This is a genomic window from Pseudomonas sp. GM55 (assembly GCF_000282395.1).
Taxonomy (GTDB): Bacteria; Pseudomonadota; Gammaproteobacteria; order Pseudomonadales; family Pseudomonadaceae; genus Aquipseudomonas; species Aquipseudomonas fluorescens_CC.
Genome location: NZ_AKJJ01000032.1, coordinates 46,635 through 63,718, shown reverse-complemented (window position 1 = coordinate 63,718; position 17,084 = coordinate 46,635). Strand labels below are relative to the sequence as shown.

At 59.9% G+C, this 17,084-nt stretch carries 20 protein-coding genes; 11 read left to right on the top strand and 9 right to left on the bottom strand.

Going from position 1 to position 17,084, the window contains the following annotated elements; all coding sequences use genetic code 11:
- Positions 1-14: 14 nt before the first annotated feature.
- Positions 15-293, bottom strand: a complete 279-nt coding sequence (locus PMI31_RS05115; RefSeq protein ID WP_008016658.1) for a hypothetical protein — start codon at positions 291-293, stop codon at positions 15-17.
- A 190-nt stretch (positions 294-483) separates the two neighbouring features.
- On the opposite strand from PMI31_RS05115, the gene PMI31_RS05110 reads away from it, so the two are divergent.
- Positions 484-690 (top strand): hypothetical protein, encoded by a 207-nt coding sequence (locus PMI31_RS05110; protein ID WP_043302221.1) that lies wholly within the window; start codon positions 484-486, stop codon positions 688-690.
- Between the two features lie 168 nt (positions 691-858).
- Here the strand turns inward: PMI31_RS05110 and PMI31_RS05105 are convergent, their stop codons facing one another.
- Positions 859-1,443: a YajG family lipoprotein gene (locus PMI31_RS05105; RefSeq protein WP_008016656.1), complete on the bottom strand. Its 585-nt coding sequence runs from the start codon at positions 1,441-1,443 to the stop codon at positions 859-861.
- Between the two features lie 202 nt (positions 1,444-1,645).
- Between PMI31_RS05105 and PMI31_RS05100 the strand changes: the two genes are divergently transcribed.
- Together PMI31_RS05100 and mqo are read left to right on the top strand one after the other, a co-directional pair.
- Positions 1,646-1,885: a hypothetical protein gene (locus PMI31_RS05100; RefSeq protein WP_008016655.1), complete on the top strand. Its 240-nt coding sequence runs from the start codon at positions 1,646-1,648 to the stop codon at positions 1,883-1,885.
- Positions 1,886-2,622: 737 nt separating this feature from the next.
- A complete protein-coding gene (gene mqo / locus PMI31_RS05095) occupies positions 2,623-4,131 on the top strand; it encodes a malate dehydrogenase (quinone) (protein ID WP_008016653.1) in 1,509 nt (502 codons plus the stop codon).
- A gap of 154 nt (positions 4,132-4,285) precedes the next feature.
- Here mqo and PMI31_RS05090 read toward each other — a convergent pair whose 3' ends face one another.
- The 4 genes from PMI31_RS05090 to PMI31_RS05075 form a co-directional block, all read right to left on the bottom strand.
- Entirely contained in the window at positions 4,286-4,573 is a 288-nt protein-coding gene (locus PMI31_RS05090) for a PA4642 family protein (RefSeq protein WP_008016652.1), read from the bottom strand.
- Positions 4,574-4,636: 63 nt separating this feature from the next.
- Positions 4,637-5,122, bottom strand: a complete 486-nt coding sequence (locus PMI31_RS05085; protein WP_008016651.1) for a hypothetical protein — start codon at positions 5,120-5,122, stop codon at positions 4,637-4,639.
- A 138-nt stretch (positions 5,123-5,260) separates the two neighbouring features.
- Positions 5,261-5,734, bottom strand: coding sequence for a WbuC family cupin fold metalloprotein (locus tag PMI31_RS05080; RefSeq protein WP_008016650.1), 474 nt, complete (start codon positions 5,732-5,734; stop codon positions 5,261-5,263).
- Between the two features lie 3 nt (positions 5,735-5,737).
- Positions 5,738-6,295: a hypoxanthine-guanine phosphoribosyltransferase gene (locus tag PMI31_RS05075; protein ID WP_008016649.1), complete on the bottom strand. Its 558-nt coding sequence runs from the start codon at positions 6,293-6,295 to the stop codon at positions 5,738-5,740.
- 166 nt (positions 6,296-6,461) lie between these two features.
- Here PMI31_RS05075 and upp point away from each other — a divergent pair, with 166 nt between their 5' ends.
- Both upp and PMI31_RS05065 read left to right on the top strand, forming a co-directional pair.
- A complete protein-coding gene (upp, locus tag PMI31_RS05070) occupies positions 6,462-7,100 on the top strand; it encodes a uracil phosphoribosyltransferase (protein ID WP_008016648.1) in 639 nt (212 codons plus the stop codon).
- 2 nt (positions 7,101-7,102) lie between these two features.
- On the top strand, positions 7,103-8,377 hold the full coding sequence (locus tag PMI31_RS05065; RefSeq protein WP_008016646.1) for a uracil-xanthine permease family protein: 1,275 nt from the start codon (positions 7,103-7,105) through the stop codon (positions 8,375-8,377).
- Between the two features lie 81 nt (positions 8,378-8,458).
- Here PMI31_RS05065 and hemH read toward each other — a convergent pair whose 3' ends face one another.
- A complete protein-coding gene (gene hemH, locus PMI31_RS05060; RefSeq protein WP_008016644.1) occupies positions 8,459-9,481 on the bottom strand; it encodes a ferrochelatase in 1,023 nt (340 codons plus the stop codon).
- A 13-nt stretch (positions 9,482-9,494) separates the two neighbouring features.
- Positions 9,495-10,397: a TIGR01777 family oxidoreductase gene (locus tag PMI31_RS05055; protein ID WP_008016643.1), complete on the bottom strand. Its 903-nt coding sequence runs from the start codon at positions 10,395-10,397 to the stop codon at positions 9,495-9,497.
- Positions 10,398-10,593: 196 nt separating this feature from the next.
- On the opposite strand from PMI31_RS05055, the gene PMI31_RS05050 reads away from it, so the two are divergent.
- From PMI31_RS05050 to PMI31_RS05025, 6 genes are all read left to right on the top strand, one after another.
- The gene (locus PMI31_RS05050) at positions 10,594-11,580 is read left to right on the top strand and encodes an NAD(P)/FAD-dependent oxidoreductase (RefSeq protein ID WP_008016642.1); all 987 of its coding nucleotides are present in this window, start codon (positions 10,594-10,596) and stop codon (positions 11,578-11,580) included.
- Between the two features lie 154 nt (positions 11,581-11,734).
- Positions 11,735-12,694, top strand: coding sequence for a YbgA family protein (locus PMI31_RS05045; RefSeq protein WP_008016641.1), 960 nt, complete (start codon positions 11,735-11,737; stop codon positions 12,692-12,694).
- The gene (locus tag PMI31_RS05040) at positions 12,694-13,635 is read left to right on the top strand and encodes a MerR family transcriptional regulator (protein ID WP_008016640.1); all 942 of its coding nucleotides are present in this window, start codon (positions 12,694-12,696) and stop codon (positions 13,633-13,635) included. Before PMI31_RS05045 ends, PMI31_RS05040 begins: the two co-directional genes overlap by 1 nt.
- A gap of 21 nt (positions 13,636-13,656) precedes the next feature.
- Complete coding sequence (gene phrB / locus PMI31_RS05035; protein WP_008016639.1) at positions 13,657-15,114, top strand: deoxyribodipyrimidine photo-lyase; 1,458 nt, start codon at positions 13,657-13,659, stop codon at positions 15,112-15,114.
- Between the two features lie 98 nt (positions 15,115-15,212).
- Positions 15,213-15,995, top strand: a complete 783-nt coding sequence (locus PMI31_RS05030; protein ID WP_008016638.1) for an SDR family NAD(P)-dependent oxidoreductase — start codon at positions 15,213-15,215, stop codon at positions 15,993-15,995.
- A 93-nt stretch (positions 15,996-16,088) separates the two neighbouring features.
- Complete coding sequence (locus tag PMI31_RS05025) at positions 16,089-16,394, top strand: YkgJ family cysteine cluster protein (protein ID WP_008016637.1); 306 nt, start codon at positions 16,089-16,091, stop codon at positions 16,392-16,394.
- A gap of 68 nt (positions 16,395-16,462) precedes the next feature.
- Here PMI31_RS05025 and PMI31_RS05020 read toward each other — a convergent pair whose 3' ends face one another.
- Positions 16,463-16,981 (bottom strand): acyloxyacyl hydrolase, encoded by a 519-nt coding sequence (locus PMI31_RS05020; RefSeq protein ID WP_008016635.1) that lies wholly within the window; start codon positions 16,979-16,981, stop codon positions 16,463-16,465.
- Positions 16,982-17,084 lie beyond the last annotated feature (103 nt).

The window sequence follows — 17,084 nt, the reverse complement described above, 5'->3', positions numbered from 1 at the left end:
GCTGCGTCAAGACTTCAGACCTGCGTACTGATCCACGACACCAGCAGCGCCATCCCCATGCAGGCAAAACCGAAAATGTAGAAAAACCGGTTCCTGCGCAAGGTCGCCCAGTCCAGCGTGGGCTCTACGCTGGGGCTGCTCTGGCGCTGCGCCTGCAAACTGGCCATCGCGCGCAGTTCGCGGCGACGGGTGGCGTGCAGCAACCAGCCGCCCGGAAAGGCAAGGAGCAAGGCCAGCAGATTGATCAATTTGGCGGGATGGGCGGTAAACAGCGTCATCAAGTGCAGCGACATCACAGACCTCAAGTAAAACAGGTGGCAGGTGCCGGACCGGCGACCGCGGCGCGGATTCTACCGAAAGCCTGCGCCCCTGCCCTCTGTTTCCGACAAATAACGAGGCAATTGATCAATGGCTGTCCTGAGTCACGGCTTCGTCATCTGTATCGGCGACCATGCGTGCCTCGAAACCGACACGGACCACGTCATGCTCCACGCCGAAAACCAGGATCGTCTTTACCTCATCACCCCCAGCGAAGAACAGCAAGCCCTCGTTGGCAGCCTCGCCTTCAACGTTCAAGACCGCCATTGGCTGGTGTATTGCGCCTTGGGTGGACATCAACATGCGGATTTGCCGGAAACGGATTTGCTGACGGGTGTGAGCGTGCTGGATTTTTACTCCGAGGCAGCCTGACACCAAGCCCCTGTAGGAGCTGGCTTGCCAGCGAAAGCGGTGGGTCAGCGACATCGACATCCAATGACAGACCGCCTTCGCTGGCAAGCCAGCTCCTACAGGGCGCGGTTGTGCATGAAAAAGCCCGGGACCATCGCTGGCACCGGGCTTTTTCGCATCCAGCGAAGATTACTCGCCGAGAATCTGGCCCACGGTCGGGTCCTTGAACAGGCGGGTCAACGCATCGCTCAACACATCGCTGACCAGCTTGGTGTTGGTTTCCTGGTTCGGCGCCATACCGAAGCGCTGGTCCAGGGATGAGCCATAACGGCCGCTGTAGCGACGGTTGGCGTTCTGTACATCGGAGCGGAACGTCGCGCCGATGGTGGCTTCGGTCACGTACAGGCCTTCCTTGGGCGACTGGTACTTCAACTCTGCCAGGGTCACGGTCAGTTGCGGTGCATTCATGGCGTTGTTCGTCGGGGTAAAGCCCAACAGACGCACGGCGGCTTCAGCCTGGGCCTGCAGCTTCGGCAGGATCTGCGCGCCCTGCACGGTGATCGCGCTGGTCTCCGGATACAGGCCGCCACGGGTGCCCAGTGTCGGCGACGGTCGACCGTCCACTACACGTACTACAACGGGCTGGCCATGGCCGACCGGGGCCAGCTGGGCGGTCAGCTTGGGTTCCGGGCTCAGTTGTTGCGGGCTGTGGGCGCAGCCAACCAGGGTCAAACTGGTCACAGTGATCAAACCGAACAACAGGCGTTGCAACATGCTCTTCTCTCCAGAATCAGGCACAAACAGGCCGGCAGTATAGCGGTGCGCCACTGCGGGTAACCAGCACCGCACAGTGTTTGATGAAATCTCTGCCCCCTTGGGAAAGCAGTTCTTGTCACACAGTTGTCACCACTCCTACACTTGCATGTAATGGCTTGCGATTATCGTTTTCTTCAGAAAAACAACAAGGTACTCCACCATGCGCCATCTGATTTCTCTGTTTGCGCCACGCCCGCTGCATCGCTGCTTCGCCCTGCTCGACCGCAACGGCCACTGCCAGGCCTTCAAACAGTGCAGCCTCCAGCCCATGGGCGATGGCTGGGTTGAAGTCGAAGAGATCCGTCTGAACTGGTTGAATCAGCCGCTGCCTGCCAGCGCCCTTGTCGTTTCCCCGCAGCAACAGCAGCGCTCGCGTGCACAGCAACTGATGACGACCTGACCAAACACCTAATAAAAGTCATTAAACACGACCAATTCCCTGCGTTTCTTAGATACAATCTCCCCCCGATTATAAGGACGTCTCCTGATCGGGCCTCGCAGCACCGTCAATGCGCTTGTGTTGACACCCCGCACCGCCCACAGAGAGCCGCCCACACAGATCGAGTGAAGCTGGCGCGCTTGCTGTTTCGTTGAGCAAAACCTCCACTTTTCGCGAATCTGCAGAGCTGTCATTACGCTCGGTCACTGAGCTGTTTGCCCGTTTTGCCTGCCCTGTATCCCATGGCGGCAATCCATCCGGGCACGGTGCCAGGCTGGGACAGCCCTTTTTGAGGTTCACGTCTTCAAAAGAGCGTGAAAAAAACGGGTTTTCACAACTTCACAAGAGTGTGGCGAGCAAATGAATAGTTTTGCGTCTGAACATGCACCATTAGCGTCTACAACAGCCCAACGACACAGGACCGAGTATTCCTCGAACACCGGAGCCTGAAGCCTGTCCGCTACGGATTTGGTTGCACAAACGGATGTATCGACCATAAGTCGAATTGCCTCCCGCACGCTGAAATGAGTTCATATGGCTCATAGGCCCGGCAGGTAGCGTCCGTCGAAGTTGCGATAAATTACGAAGATTCGGACATGGCGACACTGCCATGGGTACCTGGGGCAACACTGACACGCCCCGGAACGCCTGGCAGCCATGCCGACAATTTGGTGCTGCAGATTTTGGAGACGCGTTAAATGGCGCATAACGAAGCAGTCGACGTAGTACTGGTTGGGGCCGGCATCATGAGTGCCACCCTGGCGGTACTGCTCAAAGAGCTCGACCCCGCGATCAAGCTGGAAGTCGTCGAGCTGATGGATTCCGGTGCCGCGGAGAGTTCCAACCCATGGAACAACGCCGGTACCGGTCACGCCGGGCTGTGTGAGCTCAACTACACGCCGCAGGCAGCCGATGGCGCCGTCGACATCAAGAAAGCCGTGCACATCAACACCCAGTTCGAGGTGTCGAAGCAGTTCTGGTCGTACCTGACCAAGAAAGGCACGTTCGGCTCGTGCAAATCGTTTATCAGCCCGGTGCCACACCTGAGTTTCGTGCAGGGCGACAGCGGCGTGTCCTTCCTCAAGGAACGCTTCAAGGTGCTGAGCAGACACCACGCCTTCGCCGACATGGAATACACCGAAGACAAGGCCAAAATGGCCGAGTGGATGCCGCTGATGATGCCTGGCCGCGATCCTGGCGAAACCCTCGCCGCGACCCGCGTGATCAATGGCACCGACGTCAACTTCGGCGCCCTGACCAACCAGTTGCTCAAGCACCTGACCAGCGCACCCGATGCCCAGGTCAAGTACTGCAAGCGCGTGACCGGCCTCAAGCGCAGCAATGGCGGCTGGACCGTCAGCATCAAGGACGTCAACAGCGGCAATACCCGTGAAGTCGACGCCAAATTCGTCTTCCTTGGCGCTGGCGGCGCGGCACTGCCGCTGCTGCAAGCCTCGGGCATCGAAGAAAGCAAAGGCTTCGGCGGCTTCCCGATCAGCGGCCAGTGGCTGCGCTGCGACAACCCGGAAGTGGTCAAGCACCACCAGGCCAAGGTCTACAGCCAGGCCGCAGTGGGTTCGCCACCCATGTCCGTGCCGCACCTTGACACCCGCGTAGTCGATGGCAAGAAGTCCCTGCTGTTCGGACCGTACGCCGGCTTCACCACCAAGTTCCTCAAGCACGGTTCCTTCATGGACCTGCCGATGTCGGTTCGCGCCGGCAACATCGGCCCGATGCTCGCCGTGGCGAAAAACAACATGGACCTGACCAAATACCTGGTCAGCGAAGTGATGCAGTCGATGGAGCAGCGCCTGGATTCCCTGCGTCGCTTCTACCCGCAGGCGAAACCCGAAGACTGGCGCCTGGAAGTGGCCGGCCAACGAGTGCAGATCATCAAGAAAGACCCGAAAAAAGGCGGCGTCCTGCAATTCGGTACCGAACTGGTCGCGGCCAAGGACGGTTCCCTGGCGGCACTGCTCGGCGCTTCTCCAGGTGCCTCGGTGACCGTTTCGATCATGCTTGAGCTGATCGAAAAATGCTTCCCGAGCAAAGCAAAAGGCGAATGGGCCACCAAACTGGCCGAAATTTTCCCGGCCCGGGAAAAGGTTCTGGAAACCGACGCTGCGCTGTATCGCAAGATCAACGCGCAGAACAACGTTGCCCTGGAACTGGTTGAAGCCAGCAGCGAGACCGAAAGCTACGCTTGATTCGGCCTTATGAAAAACGCCCCGCTCTCACTGAGAACGGGGCGTTTTTTTATGCCCTGTAGGAGCTGGCTTGCCAGCGAAGGGGGCGCCGCGGAGCATCAGAGACACAGCTTCGCTGGCAAGCCAGCTCCTACAAGGAGTGCGTCGATGCAGGTCAGCCGCGAGCTTTTTCAATCAGCTCAATGTAATCCGCCGCGTTGCGCTGATCCTTGATCAGGGCAACGAAGTCATTGCCGTGCTCGTCCTTGCCGTTCACGTCGTAACCCGCCTCGACGAAGAACGTCAGGAAACGCTCGAAATCGTCGATGCGCAGGCCACGGTAGGCCTTGACCAGTTTGTGCAGGGACGGAGAAGTCGCGTCGACCGGTTCGAAATCGAGGAACAACTTGATCTGCTCATCGCCGATCTCGTCACCAATCACTTGTTTTTTATCTTTACGCATTGCCGACTCCAGCTCGCAGACATTTCACGGGGCGGGCAGTTTACCCCTGCGCAGGCACAGGGCTCAACGCGCACGAGTGCTGCCGGTGTGCAGATCGGCCCAGACATGCCCATTGGCGTAGCTCAGAAACTGGCAATACACCGTGTCGTTGCGCAACAAGTCGATCAACACCCGGTATTGCGCCAGCGGGTAATAGAGGGTCAGGGTCTTGCTCGGCTCGTCATAGACCGGCTTCTTCAGGCTTTTGCTTTCGCCGTCGAAATTGACCAGCACCTGACTGATGGTGGCGCCCTTGTTCAGGGATTTGCCCTTGAGGCGAATCAGCAGCGGCGAAGTGACCGGAATGGGCTGTTGACTGGATTGACGCTGGCTGCCGACCACCACCGAATACTCGGTGACCTGCAGCAGTTGTTGCTGCTCGGGATCAGCAGCGCGCAGAGAGAGATCGTCCGGCGGCAGAAATTGACTGTGCATGGGTGCTGGCGCGGCAGCCAGAGGCAGACTGAAGGTCAGCAACAGGGCGGCGCAGCAGCGGATCAAAAGGCTCATGGCTGGCTCCAAGGGTGAACGCGTCCCTGCAGGAGCGAGCCGGTTCGCGATGGTCGTCAACGATAACGCTGGGAGCCTGATACCCCGCGGCGTTCCTGCGTCCATCGCGAGCGAGCTCGCTCCTACAGGTGGTGAACATCAGTCGAATTGCGCGCGCATCCAGGCCTGATACTCGGCAACACCAGGCTCGCCTTCGCGCGGTGCCCAATGCGCCAGCTCACCTTCACCGACCGGACGGTAAGGGCCGGCCTTGCATTCGAACATCAGGCTGTCGGCCTCCAGCACCACCAAACCGTGGAACACACCGGTTGGCAGGTCCACGCCAACACAGTCGCCACCGGCCTGAAGCACGGTCTTGCTCAGCACCGTACCCGTCTCATCAAATATCAACACGCCCAGCCGGCCCTTGAGAACCAACAGGGTTTCGGCCTTGTTGTCGCCCAAATGCCGGTGAGGCGGGATGTAAGTGGACGGCTGCAACCCCACCGCCATGCGATGGCAAGCGTCTTCCATCTGGTGGAAATTGTGATGCTGGCGCCCACGAGGATTGGCCGCGGCTTTCCCGGCCAGCTCGGTGAACAAGGTCTGATCCAGAAAACGAGGCGTATCCATGTCTTACATTCCTTTAACAGCGAAAATCCCGTTGGCGTTACGCCAGTAGCCTTTGTAGTCCATGCCGTAACCGAAGATGTAGCGGTCGACGCACGGCAGACCGACGAAATCGGCCTTGAGGTCCGGACGGGCCTTGCGGTCGTGGTCTTTGTCGATCAGCACGGCAGTATGCACTTTACGTGCGCCAGCGTGTTTGCAGAAGTCGATGATCGCACCCAGGGTGTGGCCTTCGTCGAGGATGTCGTCGATGATCAGCACATCACGGTCGATGAAGGATACTTCCGGCTTGGCTTTCCAGAACAGGTCGCCGCCGCTGGTTTCATTACGATAGCGGGTGGCGTGCAGATAGGACGCTTCCAGCGGGAACTGCAGATAGGTCAGCAGCTTGCCGGAGAAAATCAGCCCGCCGTTCATCACGCAGAACACCACCGGGTTGCTGTCGGCCATTTGTTCGTTGATTTGTGCACCGACGCGGGCGATGGCCGCCTCGACTTCAGCTTCGGTGTACAGGCAGTCAGCCTCTCGCATGATTTGACGGATATGCTCGAGATCAGCGGACATGGCGCTCTCCAGGGGGGGTTGGAAGTCAGGAAAAGCGGGCAAAGGTACGCATCCCGCACGGCCAGATCAAGCGTTTGTGGACTAACGTACTGTATGTCTATAGGACAACACCCTCGGATAGATTAATCTAGGCCGGTTTTTTTGCCCGCCGCCGGAGCCTTTCCCCATGCCCATCCATGAGATCCGCCACCCGCTGATCCGTCATAAACTTGGCCTTATGCGCCGTGCAGACATCAGCACCAAGAATTTCCGTGAGCTCGCTCAGGAAGTCGGCGCCCTGCTGACCTATGAAGCCACCAAAGACCTGCCGCTGGAAGCCTACGATATCGAAGGCTGGTGCGGCACCGTATCGGTCGAGAAAATCGCCGGCAAGAAAATCACCGTGGTACCGATCCTGCGTGCCGGCATCGGCATGCTCGAAGGCGTGCTCAGCCTGATCCCGGGCGCCAAGGTCAGCGCCGTTGGCGTGGCTCGCAACGAGGAAACCCTCGAAGCCCACACCTACCTGGAAAAACTGGTACCGGAAATCGACGAACGCCTGGCGATGATCATCGACCCGATGCTCGCCACCGGCGGCTCGATGGTTGCCACCATCGACCTGCTGAAAAAAGCCGGCTGCAAGGACATCCGCGCCATGGTGCTGGTCGCCGCGCCAGAAGGCATCGCCGTGGTCGAGAAAGCTCACCCGGACGTGATCATCTACACCGCTTCCATTGATCAGAAACTGAACGAGCACGGCTACATCATCCCAGGGCTGGGCGATGCCGGTGACAAGATCTTCGGCACCAAGCAGAAGGACGCGTGAGCATGCAGCACGAGTTCAACGATCCGCTCTGGCGCACGGTGCTGTCGGGTGCGCAGATGCTGTTCGTGGCCTTCGGCGCCCTGGTGTTGATGCCGCTGATTACCGGTCTCGACCCGAACGTAGCGCTGTTCACGGCCGGCCTGGGGACGATCCTGTTCCAGATCGTCACCGGGCGTCAGGTGCCGGTGTTCCTGGCATCGAGCTTTGCCTTCATCACCCCGATCATTCTCGCCAAGGGCCAGTTCGGCCTGGCCGCGACCATGGGTGGCGTGATGGCGGCAGGTTTCGTCTACACCTTCCTCGGCCTCGCGGTGAAGATCAAAGGCACCGGTTTCATTGACCGCCTGCTGCCGCCGGTGGTGATCGGGCCGGTGATCATATCGATTGGCCTGGCCATGGCGCCGATTGCCGCCAACATGGCCATGGGCAAGGCCGGCGACGGCAGTGAATTGATTCATTACCAGACGGCGATGATGATCTCGATGCCTGCGCTGCTGACCACGCTGATCGTCGCGGTTTTCGGCAAGGGCATCTTCCGCCTGGTGCCGATCATCTCCGGCGTGCTGGTCGGTTTCGGCATGTCGTTCTACTTCGGCGTGGTCGATGTTGCGAAGATTGCTGCGGCGCCGTGGTTCGCCATCCCGAACTTCACCGCGCCGGAATTCAACTGGCAGGCGATCCTGTTCATTGTTCCGGTGGCCTTGGCCCCGGCCATCGAGCACATCGGTGGCGTGATTGCCGTGGGTAGCGTGACCGGTCGCGATTACCTGAAGAAGCCCGGCCTGCATCGCACCCTGCTCGGCGACGGCATTGCCACCACGGCGGCCGGCCTGTTCGGCGGTCCACCCAACACCACCTACGCCGAAGTGACCGGCGCGGTCATGCTGACCAAGAACTACAACCCGAAAATCATGACCTGGGCGGCGATCTTCGCCATCAGCCTGGCGTTTATCGGCAAGTTCGGCGCGCTGCTGCAAAGCATCCCGGTGCCGGTAATGGGCGGGATTCTCTGCCTGTTGTTCGGTTCGATTGCGGCGGTGGGGATGAACACGCTGATCCGCCACAAGATCGATCTGGGCGAGGCGCGCAATCTGGTGATTGTTTCGGTGACCCTGGTATTCGGGATCGGCGGCGTGCTGATCGGCACCGGCACCGGGCCGGACGATTTCGGCCTCAAGGGCATCGCGCTGTGCGCGGTGGTGGCGATTGGTTTGAATCTGATCCTGCCGGGCAATGACAGCTGGAAGCACAAGAAGGCGAATGAGCCGCTGATCTGATCCATGGTTCTTGATTGCGGTTGAAGACGCCATCGTCGGCAAGCCGGCTCCTACGTAGGAGCCGGCTTGCCGACGAAGCTTTTAAAGCGCCAGCGGCGCTCGCTCACACAACGCACTCAACGCCCGCGCCCAATGCGGGTCATCGTTGAGGCACGGCACCAGCACCAGGTCCTCGCCCCCCGCCGCGCGGAACTGCTCCTTGCCGCGATCACCAATCTCTTCCAGTGTTTCGATGCAATCGGCCACGAATGCCGGGCACATCACCAGAATCTTTTTCACGCCACTTTTGGCCAACTCATCGAGACGCGCTTCGGTGTAGGGTTCGATCCACTTGGCGCGCCCCAGACGCGACTGGAACGATACCGACCACTTACCGTCCGGCAACCCCATGCGCTTGGCAAACTCTGCCGCCGTACGCAGGCATTGGCCGCGATAACAGGTGGCGACCACCTCAGCTGGCGCCCCGGCGCAGCAATCACCGCCACCCTCGAAGCTGTGCCCGGGGTTGAGCTTCTTCAGATGCCGTTCCGGCAATCCATGAAAACTCATCAACAAGTGATCGAAGTCCTGCTGCAAATGCGGCCGGGTCGTGGCCACCAGCGCATCGAGGTACTCCGGTTGATCGTAGAAAGGCTGGAGCACCGACAGCTGTACGTCGAGGCTCTTCTCGCGCACCACACGCCTGGCTTCTGCAATGACCGTGGTGGTGGTGCTGTCGGCGAACTGTGGATACAGCGGCGCCAGGGTGATTCGCTTGTGCCCCGCGGCGGCCATGCGCACCAGCGTCGATTCAATCGACGGCTCGCCGTAGCGCATCGCCAGTTCGACCGGGCCGTGCTGCCACTGGCCGGTCATGGCTTGTTGCAAACGACGGCTAAGCACCACCAGCGGCGAGCCCTCGTCCCACCAGATCGAGGCATAGGCGTGGGCCGACTGTTCGGGACGCTTGATCAGGATCAGCGACACCAGCAAGCGTCGAACCGGCCATGGCAGGTCGATCACGTATGGGTCCATCAGAAATTGATTGAGGTAGCTGCGCACATCCGCCACCGAGGTGGAGGCAGGTGAGCCCAGGTTGACCAGAAGCAACGCGTGATCGGTCATGCAACGTCCTATTTCAAAGGCGACCGGACAGATCGTCCAGAGCCGCGCGCAAATCCGTGAACTTAAATGTGAAACCCGCCGTCAACAGGCGAACCGGCGTGGCCCGTTGACCACCCAGCAACAGCAAGGACAACTCGCCCAGCCCCACCCTCAATGCGAAGGCCGGCATCGGCATCAACGCCGGGCGATGCAGCACGCTGCCCAGCGCCTTGGCAAACTCGCGGTTGCGCACCGGTTTGGGCGCGCACGCATTATAGGGACCGCTGGCCTCGTTGCGGTGCAGAAGAAAATCAATCAGGGCGATTTGATCGTCGATATGAATCCACGGCATCCACTGCCGGCCGTTGCCGATCGGCCCTCCCAGGCCCAGTTTGAACGGCAGTAACAGCCGCGACAAAAAGCCGCCCTCCGCCGACAGCACCAACCCGGTACGGATGAGAATGACGCGAATGCCCAGCGTTTCAGCCCGCTGTGCAGTCTCCTCCCAGGCAATGCATAACTGGCTGGCGAAATCTTCGCTGACCGGCGCCGAGTCCTCGGTCAGTTCGCGCTCGCCACCATCGCCATACCAACCGGCAGCCGAACCGGAAATCAAGACCCGTGGTTTCTGCTCGCGGCTTTCAAGCCACGCCAGCAGGGTTTCAGTCAACGTGATCCGGCTGCTCCACAACAAGGCTTTGCGCTTGTGCGTCCAGGGCCGGTCGGCAATCGGCGTTCCGGCAAGATTGACGATCGCATCCACCGGCTCCTGCCCCAGCTCCTCCAGCCGGGCAATTCCACGCACTTGGGCACCACATACTTTCGCGACTTTTGCAGGCTTGCGACTCCAGACTGTCAGGCGATGGCCCTGCCCCGACCAGTGTCGGCAGAGCTGACGTCCTATCAAACCAGTACCGCCGGTCAGCAATATGTGCATGACTACTTCCTCGCGTGGCGTTTTACCTTGTCCATTAGTCTATTTTTATAAGCAGGGATCTTTGGTATCGAGCAGGCTCTATGTTTAACAATAGGCCAAGCTGTCAGAACGAGAACGCTAAAAGTTATACCGAAAAACAATATTGTACAGGTTTAAACCTCGGCGTAGTCTGTACAGAAAGGTAAACGAGGCACCTATGACTGTACCTATCGCAATCATTGGCACCGGCATTGCCGGACTCTCCGCTGCCCAGGCCCTGACCGACCTCGGGCATGTGGTTCAACTGTTCGATAAAAGCCGCGGTAGCGGCGGGCGCATGTCGAGCAAGCGCAGCGATGCGGGTGCTCTGGACATGGGCGCGCAATATTTCACCGCCCGCGACCGCCGCTTTGTCACGGAAGTCCAGCGCTGGCAGGCCAGAGGCTGGGTCGCCGAGTGGACGCCGCAGCTGTACACCTACCATGGCGGTCAGCTCAACCTGTCGCCGGACGAGCAGACCCGCTGGGTCGGCACGCCCCGCATGAGCGCCATCACCCGCGCCCTGCTCGGTGACCTTGAAGTGCATTTCGCCTGCCGGATCACCGAGGTCTATCGCGGTGAAGAACACTGGCATCTGCAGGACGCCGAGGGCTTCACCCACGGACCGTTCAGCCACGTGGTCATCGCTACGCCAGCCCCACAGGCCACGGCTCTGCTGGCATCGGCGCCGAAACTCGCGGGCGCCGCCGCCGGGGTGAAAATGGACCCGACCTGGGCAATTGCCCTGGCCTTCGAAACGCCGTTGGAAACCCCCATGGAAGGCTGCTTCGTACAGGACAGCCCACTCGACTGGCTGGCCCGCAACCGCAGCAAACCCGGGCGCGACAACACCCTCGACACCTGGGTGCTGCACGCCACCAGCGCCTGGAGTCGCCAGCACATCGACCTGCCCAAGGAGGCTGTGATCGAACAGCTGCATGGCGCATTCGCCGAATTGCTGCACGACTCCATGCCTGCGCCGAGCTTCAGCCTCGCCCACCGCTGGCTCTACGCCCGCCCTGCCAGCAGTCACGAATGGGGCACCCTGGCCGATGCCGACCTGGGGCTGTACGCCTGCGGCGACTGGTGCCTGTCCGGACGTGTCGAAGGGGCCTGGCTCAGCGGTCAGGAAGCCGCCCGCCGCTTGCATGAACACCTGCAGTAAGGAGCATCAATCCGAGCAAGTCGCTGCTGTCATCATGGACAGCAGCCAGCCAAATACCTATACATAGGATTTGACTTGTACAGCTTTGAATCTATGATGAAGTTATCTTGTACAGACCCGAATGTTTGTACAGGTTCAGATTCGAGGTGCTCCGATGCCCCACTCCCCCGCCAAACCGAAAATCGCCATCAGCGCCTGCCTGATGGGGCTCGACGTGCGCTACAACGGCGGGCACAAGGAATCGCGGCTGTGCAGCCGCACCCTAACTGATTACTTTGATTTCATCCCGGTCTGCCCGGAAGTGGCTATCGGCCTCGGCGTGCCCCGCCAACCGATTCGGCTGGTGAGTGGCGCAGATCAACCCGAAGCCGTGGGAACCCTCGATCACAACCTTAACGTGACACAAGCGCTGGCCACCTACGGCCGCAACATGGCAGTGCAGCTGGGGGATATTTGCGGCTATATCTTCATGCAAAACTCCCCATCCTGTGGCCTGGAGCGGGTCAAGGTCTACCAAGCCAACGGCACACGAGCGGACGGCGGTGGTCACGGGATCTACGCCAAGGCTTTCTGTCTGCTGCACACGGACTTGCCGGTGGAGGAAGACGGCCGGCTCAACGATCCGGTGCTGCGGGAAAACTTCCTCACTCGCGTATTCGCCTACAGCGCCTGGCAGCAGCTGTGCCAGGAAGGCCTGACCCGGCGCGGTCTCACGGACTTTCACTCGCGCTACAAATACCTTTTGATGGCACACAACCCGGGGCAATACAAAGTGCTCGGCAACCTGTTGGGCAACATGGGCCAGACCGATCCGAAGCAACTCGGCGCGCGCTATTTCAGTGAACTGATGGCTGCCCTGAAAAAGTGTGCCACCCGTGGCACCCATACCAATGTCCTGCAACACCTCAGTGGCTACCTGAAGCAGGCCATCAACCGCGAAGACAAGCAGGAAGTGCAACACGTGATCAGTCAGTACCGCCAAGGTATCGTGCCGCTGGTGGTGCCCCTGACGCTGCTCAAACATCACTTTCGCCAACACCCTGATCCATACATCGCACAGCAGGTCTACCTGCAACCGCACCCGGAAAACCTAAGCCTGCGAAACGCCATCTGATGAAAAAAGCACTCGACACCAGCGCCCGCGAAGATCTCGGCGATGACTTTAAAAAGGCGTTGGACGAAGGCTGGCTGCCGATCCGTGAAGTGGCGCGGCAAACCGGCGTCAATGCCGTGACCTTACGCGCCTGGGAGCGGCGCTACGGGCTGATCGTGCCGCAACGCACGCCCAAGGGGCACAGGTTGTTTTCGGCCGATCATGTACAACGCATCCAGGCCATCCTCACCTGGCTCAACCGTGGCGTTGCCGTCAGTCAGGTCAAGCAATTGCTCGACACGCCGCAAGCCTTCAGCGAGTCCGTCGACAACGATTGGCACACCTTGCTGCAAACGTTGCTGCAGGCGGTCAGCGGATTGCAGGAACGCGCCCTGGATGACAGCGTCAATCAGGCGATGGCGCTGTATCCGCCGCGAACCCTGTGCGAACAATTGCTGATGCCCCTGCTGGCCGCTCTGGAGCTACGCTGGCAAGGCCAATTCGGTGCGCAGATGGAGCGGGTGTTTTTTTGTGCCTGGTTGCGCAGCAAGTTCGGCGCACGCATCTACCATAACAATCGTCAGTTGCGCAGCGCGCCGCTGCTGTTGATCAACCACTCGGACCTGCCCACTGAGCCGAATCTGTGGCTCACGGCCTGGTTGATCAGCACGGCCGATTGCCCGGTAGAGGTCTTCGACGGACCGCTGCCTGTCGGTGAACTGGCATTGGCGGTTGAACTACTGCAACCCCGCGGGGTTCTGCTGTACTCCAGCAAGGCCATGAACCTGGCGCAACTGCCGAAACTGTTCAAAGGCATCAGTTGCCCAAGAATGATTGCCGGACCAACGGTATGCATCCACCACGCCGAGTTGTCTGCAAGTACTACCGAGATCGCTGACTTGTACCTGGCCGAAGATCCATTGTCGGCACATCAGGCACTCATTCAGTGCGGGCTGATTTAAATGAATCGCGCGGATACCAACATGCAATTGATCTGGTTGCGCAGCGACTTGCGCCTGCATGACAACACCGCTCTCTCGGCCGCCGCGACTCGCGGGCCGTGCGTGGCCGTGTATCTGCTGAGTCCGGAACAATGGCTGGAACACGATGACGCGCCCTGCAAAGTGGACTTCTGGCTGCGTAACCTGCGCGAGTTGAGCCGCGAACTGGGTCAACTGAACATTCCCCTGCTGGTCCGCTGGGCACCGCGCTGGGAGGACGCCCCAGCCGTGTTGCTGGATCTGTGCCGACAATGGCAGATCGACGCGGTGTACCTCAACGAAGAGTACGGCATCCATGAAACCCGTCGCGATGCGGCGGTCGCCAGGACGCTCGGGGCCGAAGGCATCAAAGTTCACCGCTACCTCGATCAATTGCTGTTCAAGCCCGGGAGCGTGCTGACCCGGACCGGCACTTGTTTTCAGGTCTTCAGCCAGTTCCGCAAAGTCTGCTACGAACGCCTGCACCATTCGCTGCCCGGCCTGGTCCGCGCACCACGCAAGCAAGCGCCGCTGAACATTGCCAGCGATGCAGTTCCCACGAGTATCGAGGGTTTCGCAACGCCCGCCGACAATCTGCGTCAACTGTGGCCGGCCGGCGAAACCGAAGCCCGGCGTCGCCTCAACAGCTTTACCGATGCGCAGATCGACCACTATCAAAACGAACGCGACTTCCCGGCGAAACCCGGCACCAGTCAGCTTTCGGCCTATCTCGCCGCCGGAGTGATTTCTCCCCGCCAATGCCTGCACGCCGCCTTGAACAACAATCAGGGCGAGTTCGAAAGTGGCAAGACCGGTGCCGTCACCTGGATCAATGAACTGCTGTGGCGCGAGTTCTACAAACACATCCTGGTGGGGTACCCACGGGTGTCCCGGCACCGCGCGTTTCGCCCGGAAACCGAAGCGCTGGCCTGGCGCAATGCCCCCGAAGAACTGGCCGCCTGGCAACAGGGGCGCACCGGTTTGCCGATCATCGACGCGGCCATGCGCCAACTGCTGGCTACCGGCTGGATGCACAACCGCCTGCGTATGGTGGTGGCGATGTTCCTGACCAAGAACCTGCTGATCGACTGGCGCGAAGGCGAACGTTTTTTCATGCAGCACCTGATTGATGGCGACCTGGCGGCGAACAATGGTGGCTGGCAGTGGAGTTCCTCCACCGGTACCGACTCGGCGCCTTATTTCCGGATTTTCAACCCGTTGAGCCAGTCGGAAAAATTCGACCCCGAAGGGCTGTTCATCAAGCACTGGCTACCGGAACTGGCCGGTCTGAGTAAAAAGGACGTGCACAACCCCGCCAGTTTCGGCGGCCTTTTCGGTGTTGTGGATTACCCGTCACCGATCGTTGACTTGAGTGCTTCGCGTACACGCGCCTTGACTGCGTTCAAGAATCTGCCGTCACGGCAACTGTCCGCCGAACTGGCCGGGAGTGCCTATGAATAGTTTCATGCAGCAGTTTGCCCTCCGTTCATGACGCTCGACAAAGACAACCTGCAACATTTGGCAGACCGGGCAATCGCCTGGCTGAAAAGGAGCTTGGGATGAGTCGTACACCTCCTCGCCGTTATTGGCTGACCGGCGCCAGCAGCGGTATTGGTGCCGCGCTGGCCGAGAAAATCCTGAAGACCGGCGCGCACCTGGCGGTAAGTTCAAGGTCAGTTGCGCCACTGAAAGTCTTGTCACAACGTTATCCGGGACAAGTGCTGGTAGTCGCCGGAGACCTGACCAACAGCCAGACCGTGCGCGAGATTGGCGAGCAGATTGCCGAGGATTGGGGTTCGCTGGACACCGTGATACTCAACGCTGGCACCTGCGAGTACGTGGACGCCAAGCAGTTCGACGCGTCGATTGTCGAGCACGTGGTGCGCACCAACCTGTTGGCCAGCAGCTATTGCATCGAGGCAGCCCTGCCTTTGCTACGGGCTGGCACCGCACCGCATATGGTGCCCATAGCCAGTGCGGTGACTTACCTGCCGCTGCCCAAGGCGGAAGCCTGCGGCGCCTCGAAGGCCGGGCTGCGTCATCTGTTCGAATCCCTGCGTATCGACCTGGCTCCCGAAGGCATAGAAGTCACGGTGATCAGCCCCGGTTTTGTCGAAACGCTGCTGACGACGAAAGACGACTTCTCCCTGCCCTTGCGTTGGCCAGTGGCGAAAGCCGCACGGTACATCTTCGAAAAGCTCAAGGACCGTCCGCAGGAAATCGCTTTCCCGGCAGCATTCATGGCTACCCTGTGGCCGCTCTCCAGACTGCCGGACCATGTGAAACTGGAGATAGGGAAACGCACGGTGCGCAGCCAGCCGCCGCTCAAGGATCAACCGTGAACATCGCCATCATCGGCAGGGGTATCTCGGGGGCGGACCTGCGTCCGTCCGACCTTTCACATATCACCCGGCGACTGCCTTACACTGCGCGCCATGAATACCATCCCCCATACGCAAATCGCGGAACCCGCGGTCACGTGCTCGACCTGCGCAGCCTGCTGCTGCCAGCTCGAAGTCATGCTGATCACCGACACGGGTGTGCCTGAACGGTTCATCGATACCGATGACTGGGGCGGGGAAGTCATGCTGCGCCTGGACGACGGCTGGTGTGCCGCACTGGATCGCAACTCGATGATGTGCACCATCTACGAAAAACGCCCGCTGATCTGCCGGGAGTTCGAAATGGGCGCACCAGAGTGCATCGACGAACGCCAGGGGATTTCGACGGCGTACCGCTGATTTCAAAATCACCCGAAAGCAAATGTGGGGGCGCCGAACCGTCGCGCCCACATTGATTGTGCGGGGTGTTACAACGGCAACGTGTAATGCAGCGCGTAGCTTTCTACACCGTCGTTGGAACTGGCGAGCCCGGCGTTGGAATAGTGCGTCGCGCGGATTCCTACTTCATGGCCGCCATTGAAGCGCAGGCCAAAACCGAGCCGGTCTTCAAACTGGAAAGAACTGCCGAGGTTGTTGTCTTCGAGTCGGGTATTGGAGAAAAACGCCACGCCAATGCCTGCTTCAACGTACGGTTTGACGTTCTGGCCGGCAAATTCGTAAACGAACACCGGGGAGAACGACAGGCTGTTATTGCTCGAGGTCTTGTCGCCTTCCCAGTAGGTATAGGCACCGCTCCAGTAGCCGGTCATGCGACCGACGTCACTCTGCCACCAGCTCTGGTCCCAATCGAATTGCATGCCCAGTCGATACGTCATGGTCGAATCGCTGGTCTGACCAACCGCGAACTCCACACCTGCCGCCTGCGCAGTAAAGGTGTGCCCCATTAATGCGGCCGCAATCGCGGCCAAACAGAATAGTCGCTTCACGAGAAACTTCCTTTTCCGAACGATTTCGTATGATTTTTTTTGTAGCCCAACCCTGCAACGCTATAGAAGTCAGCGATCAATCAGAAGCTCACCCGATTTTTCG

Bases quoted from the DNA above. Each gene is read 5' to 3' on its own strand.
- PMI31_RS05080 (WP_008016650.1), bottom strand. From the start codon at position 5,734: ATGGATACGCCTCGTTTTCTGGATCAGACCTTGTTCACCGAGCTGGCC.
- PMI31_RS05085 (WP_008016651.1), bottom strand. From the start codon at position 5,122: ATGAGCCTTTTGATCCGCTGCTGCGCCGCCCTGTTGCTGACCTTCAGT.
- PMI31_RS05045 (WP_008016641.1), top strand. From the start codon at position 11,735: ATGCCCCACTCCCCCGCCAAACCGAAAATCGCCATCAGCGCCTGCCTG.
- hemH (WP_008016644.1), bottom strand. From the start codon at position 9,481: ATGACCGATCACGCGTTGCTTCTGGTCAACCTGGGCTCACCTGCCTCC.
- PMI31_RS05105 (WP_008016656.1), bottom strand. From the start codon at position 1,443: ATGTTGCAACGCCTGTTGTTCGGTTTGATCACTGTGACCAGTTTGACC.
- PMI31_RS05090 (WP_008016652.1), bottom strand. From the start codon at position 4,573: ATGCGTAAAGATAAAAAACAAGTGATTGGTGACGAGATCGGCGATGAG.
- PMI31_RS05055 (WP_008016643.1), bottom strand. From the start codon at position 10,397: ATGCACATATTGCTGACCGGCGGTACTGGTTTGATAGGACGTCAGCTC.
- PMI31_RS05025 (WP_008016637.1), top strand. From the start codon at position 16,089: ATGAATACCATCCCCCATACGCAAATCGCGGAACCCGCGGTCACGTGC.
- PMI31_RS05110 (WP_043302221.1), top strand. From the start codon at position 484: ATGCTCCACGCCGAAAACCAGGATCGTCTTTACCTCATCACCCCCAGC.
- phrB (WP_008016639.1), top strand. From the start codon at position 13,657: ATGCAATTGATCTGGTTGCGCAGCGACTTGCGCCTGCATGACAACACC.
- PMI31_RS05075 (WP_008016649.1), bottom strand. From the start codon at position 6,295: ATGTCCGCTGATCTCGAGCATATCCGTCAAATCATGCGAGAGGCTGAC.
- PMI31_RS05065 (WP_008016646.1), top strand. From the start codon at position 7,103: ATGCAGCACGAGTTCAACGATCCGCTCTGGCGCACGGTGCTGTCGGGT.
- PMI31_RS05115 (WP_008016658.1), bottom strand. From the start codon at position 293: ATGTCGCTGCACTTGATGACGCTGTTTACCGCCCATCCCGCCAAATTG.
- PMI31_RS05030 (WP_008016638.1), top strand. From the start codon at position 15,213: ATGAGTCGTACACCTCCTCGCCGTTATTGGCTGACCGGCGCCAGCAGC.
- PMI31_RS05050 (WP_008016642.1), top strand. From the start codon at position 10,594: ATGACTGTACCTATCGCAATCATTGGCACCGGCATTGCCGGACTCTCC.
- mqo (WP_008016653.1), top strand. From the start codon at position 2,623: ATGGCGCATAACGAAGCAGTCGACGTAGTACTGGTTGGGGCCGGCATC.
- upp (WP_008016648.1), top strand. From the start codon at position 6,462: ATGCCCATCCATGAGATCCGCCACCCGCTGATCCGTCATAAACTTGGC.
- PMI31_RS05040 (WP_008016640.1), top strand. From the start codon at position 12,694: ATGAAAAAAGCACTCGACACCAGCGCCCGCGAAGATCTCGGCGATGAC.
- PMI31_RS05100 (WP_008016655.1), top strand. From the start codon at position 1,646: ATGCGCCATCTGATTTCTCTGTTTGCGCCACGCCCGCTGCATCGCTGC.